We start from the raw sequence: 11026 nt of genomic DNA on the forward strand, positions 1-11026 counted from the left end.
ATAAGGACACAACAATGACGACTCAATTGCCCTACGAAAACGCACTCTACATTGGTGGTGAATGGCATACAGGTGAAAGCACTGTTGCTAACATCAACCCATCAGACATTTCCGATACCATTGGTTCCTTCGCACAAGCAAGCGAACAACAAACTCAACAGGCTATCAGCGCAGCAAGACACGCACAGCCAGAGTGGGAAAAAGCCCCGATGGAGCGCAAGCAAGCCGTCTTGCAAGCGATTGGTGATGAGCTGATAGCGCGATGTGACGAATTGGGTACGCTGCTTTCTCGTGAAGAAGGAAAACCTTTTGCTGAAGGGCGTGGAGAAATCTACCGCGCTGGGCAGTTCTTCCAGTACTTTGCGGCGGAAGTTCTTCGTCAAATGGGCGACACAGCCGACTCTGTTCGACCTGGTGTCTCTGTTGAAGTTACGCGTGAAGCGATTGGTGTGGTTGCCATCATTTCTCCATGGAACTTCCCTACCGCCACCGCCGCTTGGAAAATCGCGCCGGCGCTGGCGTTTGGTAACAGCGTCATTTGGAAACCCGCGAACCTCACTCCTGCCAGTGCCGTTGCACTGACTGAAATTATTCACCGCCAAGGATTGCCAGCCGGCACATTCAACCTCGTTCTAGGTAGCGGTTCTAAGGTGGGTAATACCCTCATTCATTCTAAAGAGATTAACGCGGTCAGCTTTACGGGTTCTGTTGAAACCGGTCGTAAAGTTGCTGCTGCAACCGCACCCAACTTTGTGCGCAGCCAATTGGAAATGGGCAGTAAGAATGCCTTGGTGGTTGCTGACGATGCCGATATTCAAACTGCGGTTGATGCCACTATTGCCGGTTCTTTCTCTGGTGCTGGTCAAAAATGTACCGCATCTTCTCGCCTTGTCGTCATGGATGGTATTCACGATCAATACGTGGAAGCACTGATCAAACGCATGAGTGAGCTGAAAGTCGGTCACGCACTCGAAGACGGCGTATTTATGGGGCCGGTTGTCGATGGTAATCAGCTGGACGCCAACTTCGCATGGCTCGATAAAGCCCGAGAAAGTGGTGCGGAATTGGCGTTTGGTGGTGAACGTTTAAACCTCACTCACGACGGTTACTACATGTCACCGACTCTGTTCTTGGATACTCAGAATCAATGGGAAGTGAACCAAGAAGAAGTGTTTGCGCCAATGGCAAGCGTCATTCGTGTTGCTAACCTCGAAGAAGCCATTGCCGTCACCAACGACACTCGTTTTGGTCTGACTGGCGGCATTATCACCCAAAGCCTGCGCACCAGTGCCATTTTCAAACAGCAAGCGCAAACGGGATGCGTCATGGTTAACCTACCGACAGCTGGTACCGATTATCACGTGCCGTTTGGTGGGCGCAAAGAATCCAGCTTTGGTCCACGTGAACAGGGTCAGTACGCCAAAGAGTTTTACACCGTAGTGAAGACGACTTACCAGCGTCCTTACTGATCATATCGTGAACACCAACTAGGAAGGAATAGGCATGTATCAGCAAAGGATAGTGATTGATGGCTTGCAGTACTGCAACTGGAATCGCGAGTATTTTCAAACTCTAAAAGCCAGCGGTATTACCGCTGTGCACGCCACTGTGGTGTATCACGAAAACACCCGCGAGACGCTTACGCGTTTTGCGGAGTGGAACCTGAGATTCGAACAAAATGCCGATCTCATTATGCCTATTCACACCATGGCAGATGTGGAAGAAGCAAAAGCGACGGGTAGAGTCGGTATTTTCTTTGGGGCACAAAACTGCTCCCCAATAGAAGATGAGATTGGGTTAATCGAAGTAATGAAACGCCAAGGTTTGCTGATCATGCAGCTTACCTACAACAACCAAAGTTTGTTAGCGACAGGCTGCTACGAGCAGCACGATATGGGCATTACTCGATTTGGTAAACAAGCCATTCAGGAAATGAACCGAGTAGGCATGATCATCGATATGTCTCACAGCGCAGAACGCTCAACGCTGGAAGCCATCGACATGTCTTCTCGTCCTATTTGCATTAGCCACGCTAACCCAAGTTTTGCCCACAAAGCCCTTCGCAATAAATCGGATCATGTCATTAAGTCGCTCACTGAGCGTGGCGGGCTACTTGGATTTAGCCTTTACCCTTTCCACCTTCCAAAAGGCAGCGATTGTACCTTGGAAGACTTCTGCCAAATGATCGCCAAAACCGCCGACATGGTGGGTGTTGAGCATCTCGCTATCGGGTCTGACTTATGCCTAAACCAACCTCAGTCTGTGCTGGAATGGATGCGTAACGGTCGTTGGTCAAAAGCCATGGACTATGGAGAAGGCTCGGCGAGCAATTCGGGCTGGCCAGACTCACTGCCGTGGTTTGCTGGCAGCGAAGGAATGGAAAACATTTATAACGGATTACTACGTCATGGGTTCAATGAACCCGAGGCAGGACAAATTATCGGTGATAACTGGTTCAACTTTTTGAAAAGCGGGCTAGAGCCTATCGCATAAAGCCTTTGTGATATGTAGAGCCTGCAATGCATAGAGCCTGAAGATCACCTAACAAGGAACAGCCTGCCTAACAAAAACAATAGTAAGGGCTGGTGTTAAATACACCTTTGCAACGGCAAAGAAAACTTCTGGAGTCAGCACATGTCTGATCTAACCAATAGCATGAAAAATACTGAAGCTACTAACCCTGCATCTTCAGTATCGGACAACACCACATCAGCACAAAGCGCAACGGATGCGTTAGGGCTGACCAACCCTGCACTATGGTACAGCGGCGGCTTTATTGCCCTGTTCGTTCTACTGGCTTTGTTCGATGGAGAACTACTCTCCACACTCGTGAATACGGGGTTTGCATGGTCTGTTAAAGTATTTGGACCGTATTGGCAATTACTGCTTCTGTTAACCTTTTTAATTGGTCTCGGTCTTGCCGCAGGCAGAACAGGGAAAGTCATTTTGGGCAATATCTCTGCACCGGAAATGAATGGCTTTCGCTGGATGGCGATCATCTTCTGTACCTTGCTCGCCGGTGGCGGTGTCTTCTGGGCAGCGGCAGAACCAATTGCACACTTTGTTAGCCCACCTCCTCTGTATGGCGCGCAAGAAAATACCCAACAAATGGCGATCAACGCGCTTTCTCAATCTTTTATGCACTGGGGCTTTCTTGCTTGGGCGATTGTGGGCAGTTTGACTTCTATCGTTGTCATGCACCTACATTACGACAAAGGGCTGCCGTTAAAACCACGTATTTTGCTTTACCCTGTTTTAGGTGAACGCGCACTGAAAGGTCAAACCGGGGCACTCATTGATGCTTGCTGCATTGTGGCTGTTGCTGCTGGAACCATTGGTCCTATCGGTTTCTTAGGTCTACAAGTCAGCTATGCACTTAATGCTCTGTTTGATATCCCTGACGGCTTTACTACTCAACTGATCATTGTGATGTTCGCTATCGCTCTTTATACCCTTTCTGCCATCAGTGGTTTGAACAGAGGTATGCAGATGCTAAGCCGATTCAACGTTATCCTTGCCTGTGCATTGATGGTCTACATTCTGCTATTTGGCCCAACTAACTTTATTTTCAATGGCTACATTCAAGGCGTTGGAACCATGTTGGATAACTTCATTCCAATGGCAACATACCGCGGTGACGAAGGCTGGTTAAGCTGGTGGACTGTGTTCTTCTGGGGCTGGTTCTTAGGCTATGGACCAATGATGGCCATCTTTATCGCGCGTATTTCTCGTGGTCGAAGCATTCGTCAAATCATTTCGACTATCAGCATCATTGCCCCTTTGGTGACGTTCTTTTGGTTCACGATTGTCGGCGGCTCTGGTCTGGCATTTGAAATTGCGGAACCTGGTACCGTCAGTAAAGCTTTTGAAGGATTTAACCTTCCTGGAGCACTACTGGCAGTAACTCAACAGCTACCGTTGCCGATGCTTGTCTCTATCCTGTTTTTGATTCTTACGACTATTTTCATCGTAACGACAGGTGACTCCATGACCTACACCATCAGTGTGGTGATCAGCGGAGAAACTGAACCCAATGCCATTATCCGTACTTTCTGGGGCGTAATGATGGGAGTTACAGCGCTAATTCTTATCTCTCTTGGTTCGGGTGGGATATCCGCATTGCAATCGTTCATCGTGATTACTGCGGTGCCTGTTTCGCTGATCTTGCTGCCTTCGCTATGGAATGCGCCGCAAATAGCGATGAAATTAGCTAAAGAACAAGGCTTAAATTAGAGGCTGTAGACCTAGTCCAATAATCGGGTGGGCGTTTGCCCTCCCTATTTCTTATAACCATTTGTCTTATAAAAATTTTGACTTATAACAACATAGTGGTGAGCAAAAATGGATGCACATCGTTCAACTCATTTTAACGCCCAGTATCGCAATGCCAATGTCGTCATGGCACCTGAACGTTTAGGCGCTATGCACCAAACCCGGATCAGTTTTGTTCGTACCTTGATCCGAAAGATGGCCAATCAAAAATGGAGCGTAACAAACCACCAGTGGGAGCTGTGTCCACAGGGCTTTGGTCACGTCGTTTATCAATTAAAAACACCGGAAAACATCTACCATCTGGTGGTGTTCTGCACTGAAATTGAAGACGATGAACGTAACGACAGAGTGATCGCTGAGAAATGGGATGTGACTTTTGCACTCGTAAAAGGTGAAGTGTCTCAAGTGCTCTTAAACCGGCTTCGTGAGAACGTGCCATTGCAAGAAGCTGGTCGCAACCCCAATAACGTGTTGGTGTTGGCTCGTGCAAACAAAAGCGTGCGAGTGTTCGACCACATTATTTCAAGTTTATCAAATGGCATTCAACCAGAAGCAAATGAGTTAGCCAAAGTCGGCTACATATTGCGAACCACTGCGGTGTATGGCAACGGCAAATTTGGCATTGCCGATTTTAAGCTGCTAGAAAATAACCCAGATTTTAAGCAGTCTTTTAGTGCTCAAATGTGTGCGGTTTACCTGCTACGTGAATTCAGCCTAGACTGGGTTCATTACCTCGCTAAACTGCAAGGCGGAGATCGTTTCGTTGAACTCGATCGCTCACTTCAACGCTACCTTGGTGTAGGCAATGCGACGGGGCTCGGCATGGCTCCGTACCTCATCAATCACCCCTGCATTGTCGACCAATGGTTAACCACGAGAGAGGCGGCATTGGCAGAAGTGCTGTGTCAATCGCCTGATGATCAAAGTCGCTTAAGGCTCGTGACTTTGCTAAATAAAGCCATTCGCCACTTCGATCAAGTGGTCACCATAGATGAACCACAAAAGCAGCTTAACGCCGCCGCCGTTCAAGAGCTTCAACGCGTTGTAAGAGAGATGGATACCATTCCGGACACTCATCAAAACTGGGGAGAATGGCTAGAACAGTGCACTCATTTCAGTTTAGAAACGCAGGAATCAATAACAAGCTGCTTAATGGAGCTGTACCCTGAAAAAGTAGACAAATACCAAGACAAAATGAATTGTGATGAGTCATTGCACTTGGAAGGTCATAGAACCGTTCAGCAGTTTATTGATTTGCTCGAAACACGCTATCGCTGGGCAATTAACACCGACTATTCTCAGCACGACAACCGCTATTGGTTTTGGTATCGCTCGCAAGACAAAGAAGAACCAAGGCTCGGTGTGCGAGATGAAGAACCCGGTGAAGAGAAGGAACTGCCACTGGATATTGGGCGTCAGGTGAACAAACTTTATCATTCCCTCATCGCCGAAAATCCAAGTATATCTATGGCGGAATTTTCACTGAAGCACCCAAAACATCGTGCCATTGCACGCAGAGCATGGACATTAGGGAACAAAGTGATGGGCGACATTCAGATGAATGTGTTGCACAAAGATGCACTTCCTATGCACTTATTAAGATGCAAATTGGCGATGTTCGGTGCGACTAAGTTTGACCCCAGATCAGATCGCTGGGTAAGAGTAACGTTCTTTCAAGGCGCACCACTTCTTGATGAGATCAATGAAGACGAGTGGATCTTTCCTACGTTACCGTCATCAACCGAATACACCGGAGGCAAAGCGCCATGATAGTCTCACATAACGAACTGGTGGCGACCGTCACCAAAGCATTTTTGGGAATGCGTAGAAATTGTGGTGAAGCCGATATCATCGCGAATATGGTCGCGGATTTACAAATGGCTGGGCTAAATGGTGTCAAACATTTCAACAGTGGCAGCCGATTCATGAGCAAAGAAGAAGATTGCCCCGTGGATGTGTACGAGCTTGGTAATAATAGCCTTGAAATCGATCTTCACGGCTCAAGCCTTGCGTGCCATTTACCCGTCGTATTGGATTTCGCACTAGAAAAAATGGTGAAGCGCCGTCAAATTACACTGAAGTTAACACGGTGCCATAATCGGTGGCTCGCCTACAGTGAATTAGCCAAACTGTCTTCTAAAGGCATTGCCTGTAAAGCTTATTGGGAAAACGGGTCTGATCCTAAAAAAGTGCTACTGGTGCTAAACAAAGGACGCATATCACCCGAGCTCTTCTTTTCAGAGCAGGCGTCGCTAGAATCGTTGATCATTCACGATATGACTATTGTTCTTTCGATTGATGACTTTGATTTTTCGGAAGTTGCCGACGGTTACAATATCCACATTTCGGCTAAGCAACTTTCTCGCACCCAAAAAGCCTCGTGGGAGAAAGGCATTGAAGTGGATGAACAAGAATGGCAAACGCTAAAAGAAACGGCGACAGAAATTCTGGTTGAAAATAGTGAACAATCAAGGCTTGGAGCAGGCGAATAATTTAGGCGTATTAGGGTCTGTTGACCTAGCCTAACGATCGTCGTAATTTCAACTGTTCTAACGCAACAATGGCCAACGCTACCATAATCGCAAGATAGGTTGGCCACTGGATCAACGCAATACGCTCCCCTAACACCAACGCAACACAAAAAACCAGCACAGGCTCCAAATAACCAAGTAGACCAAATAGGGTCATTGGCAATAGCTGCGACGCATAGAAAAAGAGAATAATTGGGATAATCCCCGTAAAGGCCAAACCGAGATAATACAGCCATACGCTTGGTGCAATGGATCCCCAAGACTCAATTGGGTAAGTCAGAGCCATACCAATAATGGCAAACGGCAATAGAAAAACATTCTCTAAACTGAAAGACACGTCGCTGCTGATTTTATATTTACGGCGAAACATAAAATACATGGGATAACCAAAGCAAATCAAAAATACTATCCAAGAAACTCCGTCGGCCAACGCGTAAGCGTAAGCTACTCCACAGGCGGCGAAAGCGCATGCGATCAACTGTTTCCGAGTAATGCTTTCCTTATAAACAAAATGTGCAACTGCGGCTAACGTTAGGGGCAAGCAAAAATAGCCAAGCGCAACAGAAAGTGTTTCCCCTTGAAGAGGTGCCCAAACAAAAACCCAAAGCTGAGGGGCAATAAGAATCGCGGATAACATGTATCTCGGCCACAGTCGCCACTGGGAAAAGAAAGACCAAAACGTGGGTAATCGTCCAAATAGGGCAAGACCAAATAATAAGAGTATCGAACCCCATAATATTCGCTGACCAGCCAACCAATTCCCCATACCAAAATCGGTCGGAATGCCTGTAATCTCTGGCTGAAAAGTCACATAAGCGGGCAACATGGCAAACCCAATGGACGCCAGTATAGATGCCAGTATTCCACGGGATTCATCGGTCGAAGTGTTTTTCACTTGGTTCATTCTAGTCAGTCAGTTTTTATTAATATAATAGGGTCTGTAGACCTAGTAACTTACACTCAATTCTTAGAAGAGGGAATTGATTAAAAATAAGCCTAAGTACGAAACTACTTTCTCTACATTGCCGCTGCTTAATTGGAGATTTTCGAGTAAATTGGCGACCTTTATTGATAGATGTCACAGAAAAACGTTCAATGCCACTTTGAGAAAAAAGTGATGTCACGCAAGAAAAGCCACATTGCACTTCGAATGAAAACCCTATATTCGACTTACTAATCAAACATTTAAGTGTTTGCATCTTTCCTTTCTCCTCGCCACATTCAGATTGTGATCGGCTTCTAATCTCAGCACTTAACTATGATCCAAGCCTTATTTTATATATTTAAAACATCGTTTCTATTTTAAAAAACCATCGTTTTTATAACATTATTAATGTGATTATTCACAGACTAATCAATAACTGATGGATATGGTTATGAACACGATAAACAAAGCTCCACTTTCCCTACTCAGTACCTCCATTTTGGTTGCAATGGTGGCACTTCCTGTACACGCAAATGACAATGATCCAAATGATGTACTCAACCAAAGTGCTGCGGCACTGAACCTTGCCGATGAAGCAAAACAAGCCTTTTATGAAGACTCTTCATCCAAGCTGCACTCTTTCTTATACATCCGAGATCGTCAGCAAAAAGACGACAACGGTGAGTACGTTCCGAATATTGAAAATCAAACCCTGCAACTGGCTTGGGATTACCGCTCTGGGTATTTCAAAGATACGGTTGGCATCGATATTTGGGCGAACACCAACTTGCAGTTAGGCGACACAACGGGTCAATCCGAAATTCTTTACTACGATCACACCTGTGAAAACAACCCATCTTACGATGGCAAAGCGTGCGAAAAATCTTACGTTGCTGTTCCGGTAGCCTCGCTTAAAGCCAAATTTGGCGACGACAAAACCGGTCTTGCATTGCGCGGTGGTTATACCCGAATCAATATCGGTACCATCCGTTCGAGCTGGGGATTAAACCCACACTCTTACCGCGGCCTAGAAGCCAAAGCGCACTTTGGTGATTTCGTTGTCGGTTACGCCATCGCGGACAAGTTCAAAAATGACTGGCGTAAAAACTTCCACGATATGACGACAACTTGGCACCAAAACCAGCACCCAGGTAGCAAACAAGGCAAGATCATCGACTACATTCACACAGTCGGTGGCATTTATAAGTTTGATGGTGGTCAGATTGATTTAGGCTACGGTGAAGGTAAAGACTACCGTACTAACTGGCAAGTTTTGGGTAAATACGGCTTCGACATGGGTGACGCAAAAGTCAACCTAACCGGCTTTTATCACGGCAGTATTCACGCAGAATCCGAGCTGACTGGGTTGAAAGATCAGGAAGCCCAAAGTTACATTGGCTTGGGCGCGAACATCAAAAGCGGCAACTTCACCTGGATTGCTGGTTTAAGCGCCACCGACACGAAAGGCCAAGAGGTTGGTTATAACTTCCGCCTAACGCCTTGGGCAAACTCCGACAACCGCAATTTCCAACAAACCACTTCTCAGCTAGAAGACTATAACGTTGATGGCACAAAAGCCGCGAAAATTGCTGTGAACTACAACTTCGCTGACTTTGGTGTTGCCGGCTTAACCGCAGGTCTTGGCGCAAACTACGGTACTAACGTTCGCTCAAGCAAAGTTGAGAAAGAATACGATGGCACTATGCATTCGGTAGATTGGAACCTTGGGTACAAGTTTTTGGATGGTGGTTTGAAAGGGCTTAATGTTCGTCTATTCCACGGCATGTTCCGCGGTAGCGATGTTGTGCATAAGCAAGACCGTAATGACGTAAAACTGCTTATTTCCTATAGCCTGAATTTGAAATAATTTTATAAGCTGCCTTTGTGCCCTGCATGGTTTCCCGCTTGCAGGGCATTTTTGCATAAATTTGTATCTTAGCTACTATAACTCACTTCATGATTTCCATCACCTAATAGGTTGATTACAATGTCTGCTTTAGATATTGCTCGCTTATCATGAGTACTAAATATCACAAGCTGACCATAATTTCTTAGCGCGGTCATAACGTCCCCACAAACTTCATCATCAAGGGCTGATGTAGGCTCATCCAACAATAAACTTTTACCAGTTGACATCGCTAACATCAATTCAACTCTAGCAAATTGACCTTTACTTAACTGTAAATTCATACTAGTTTTCCAGTTGTTCGGTAATTTTTCTAAGTGAAGGCTTTTTTCTTGGCTCTCAAACTCACTCATATTTCTACAACCAGCAAGATCTCTAAAGTCTGAATTCAAGGATTGTCCCAAGTTAATCCTAGTTAGATCTGTGTAATGAAATATTCTTGAAAGAAAATGTTTATTTTCATTGGTGATCAAATTACCGTTATAGAAAACTTTAGCATTACAAGCTTCATGCATTCCAACTAAGAACTTTAACAAGCTTGTTTTTCCAGCTCCGGATTCACCTATCACAGCAAGCAGCATTCCTTTTTTTGCTTCAAAACTTAAGTCATTTATTATCTTAAACTCACCTCTCTTTAGATAAAGATCACTAACTTCAATCGATTCTAAGTTTATTATTGACAGGTTCTCTTTGAAAGATGAATTTTCTTCCTCTGATTCATTTATAATTTTTTCGAATGTTACAACCTCACCTATATTAACTGTGAGCTCAAAAAGCCTTGCACTAAACTCTTCAATTGTTCTAGATAAAGTAATGATAACTAAAAGCAACATGAGAGCTACGCTAACCTCAAACTTATCTGAGTTCAAAAAGTAAAGAAAAATAGTAAACAAAATCAAAAACGACTTCATGAAAAATATTATTAGTGCATTTTTAAAGTGTCTATACCTAAGAAAAGAACCTATATGACTCCAACGTGATAATGAACGATTATATTTATCAATTAATTCAGAGAATCGCCTCTGATATTTTAATAAATTATAGCTATTTAATATCCTTATTATTAACTGCTGAAAATTAGCCGTCCTTTTAGCTAAGTTCTCAGACCCCTTCTTTATTTTTCTTAGTGGCCTTGTTGCCATATAAGAAGTAATAAAAGACCAAAATAAAAAAACAACCAAAAAAAAATCTGAAACAAAATTAGAAATTAAAATTGCTCCGACTATAGCGCCTACTAACTGAGCACCATAAAATGTAAATAAATTAAATAGGTTTCCAACCGCTTGAGAGCTACGTACTAACAAAGAACCAGTTAATGAGGCGTTTTCCTGAAAATTTTCATCTTTAATATTTGTGACTCTTTCCATATTGTACTTGCTTACATCATAAATG

At 44.6% G+C, this 11026-nt stretch carries 8 protein-coding genes; 6 read left to right on the forward strand and 2 right to left on the reverse strand.

The annotated features are described in order from the left end of the window. Positions 1-14 precede the first annotated feature (14 nt). The 5 genes from VPNCDNU1_RS15920 to VPNCDNU1_RS15940 all read left to right on the forward strand — a co-directional run bounded on the left by VPNCDNU1_RS15920 (position 15) and on the right by VPNCDNU1_RS15940 (position 6764). Positions 15-1469: an aldehyde dehydrogenase family protein gene (locus VPNCDNU1_RS15920; protein ID WP_104401229.1), complete on the forward strand. Its 1455-nt coding sequence runs from the start codon at positions 15-17 to the stop codon at positions 1467-1469. A 34-nt stretch (positions 1470-1503) separates the two neighbouring features. Further along, positions 1504-2493 (forward strand): membrane dipeptidase, encoded by a 990-nt coding sequence (locus VPNCDNU1_RS15925; RefSeq protein ID WP_104401230.1) that lies wholly within the window; start codon positions 1504-1506, stop codon positions 2491-2493. Between the two features lie 141 nt (positions 2494-2634). After that, positions 2635-4233 (forward strand): BCCT family transporter, encoded by a 1599-nt coding sequence (locus VPNCDNU1_RS15930; RefSeq protein ID WP_104401231.1) that lies wholly within the window; start codon positions 2635-2637, stop codon positions 4231-4233. A gap of 108 nt (positions 4234-4341) precedes the next feature. After that, entirely contained in the window at positions 4342-6042 is a 1701-nt protein-coding gene (locus VPNCDNU1_RS15935) for a hypothetical protein (protein ID WP_104401232.1), read from the forward strand. Then, positions 6039-6764 carry a DUF3726 domain-containing protein gene (locus VPNCDNU1_RS15940; protein ID WP_104401233.1) on the forward strand — a complete coding sequence of 242 codons (726 nt, stop codon included), beginning with the start codon at positions 6039-6041 and terminating at the stop codon, positions 6762-6764. Before VPNCDNU1_RS15935 ends, VPNCDNU1_RS15940 begins: the two co-directional genes overlap by 4 nt. A gap of 25 nt (positions 6765-6789) precedes the next feature. Here the strand turns inward: VPNCDNU1_RS15940 and VPNCDNU1_RS15945 are convergent, their stop codons facing one another. Then, positions 6790-7698 (reverse strand): EamA family transporter, encoded by a 909-nt coding sequence (locus VPNCDNU1_RS15945; protein WP_371410796.1) that lies wholly within the window; start codon positions 7696-7698, stop codon positions 6790-6792. Positions 7699-8179: 481 nt separating this feature from the next. Between VPNCDNU1_RS15945 and VPNCDNU1_RS15950 the strand changes: the two genes are divergently transcribed. Then, positions 8180-9595, forward strand: a complete 1416-nt coding sequence (locus tag VPNCDNU1_RS15950; RefSeq protein ID WP_371410797.1) for an OprD family outer membrane porin — start codon at positions 8180-8182, stop codon at positions 9593-9595. Positions 9596-9663: 68 nt separating this feature from the next. Here the strand turns inward: VPNCDNU1_RS15950 and VPNCDNU1_RS15955 are convergent. Then, a partial coding sequence (locus VPNCDNU1_RS15955; RefSeq protein ID WP_237324154.1) for an ABC transporter ATP-binding protein occupies positions 9664-11026 on the reverse strand: 1363 nt, incomplete at its 5' end.

This window comes from Vibrio penaeicida, assembly GCF_002933855.1.
GTDB classification, from domain to species: Bacteria; Pseudomonadota; Gammaproteobacteria; order Enterobacterales; family Vibrionaceae; genus Vibrio; species Vibrio penaeicida_A.

What these genes read in the sequence shown, in the direction of transcription:
- VPNCDNU1_RS15920 (WP_104401229.1), top strand. Translation starts at nt 15, where the DNA reads ATGACGACTCAATTGCCCTACGAAAACGCACTCTACATTGGTGGTGAA.
- VPNCDNU1_RS15950 (WP_371410797.1), top strand. Translation starts at nt 8,180, where the DNA reads ATGAACACGATAAACAAAGCTCCACTTTCCCTACTCAGTACCTCCATT.
- VPNCDNU1_RS15925 (WP_104401230.1), top strand. Translation starts at nt 1,504, where the DNA reads ATGTATCAGCAAAGGATAGTGATTGATGGCTTGCAGTACTGCAACTGG.
- VPNCDNU1_RS15930 (WP_104401231.1), top strand. Translation starts at nt 2,635, where the DNA reads ATGTCTGATCTAACCAATAGCATGAAAAATACTGAAGCTACTAACCCT.
- VPNCDNU1_RS15935 (WP_104401232.1), top strand. Translation starts at nt 4,342, where the DNA reads ATGGATGCACATCGTTCAACTCATTTTAACGCCCAGTATCGCAATGCC.
- VPNCDNU1_RS15940 (WP_104401233.1), top strand. Translation starts at nt 6,039, where the DNA reads ATGATAGTCTCACATAACGAACTGGTGGCGACCGTCACCAAAGCATTT.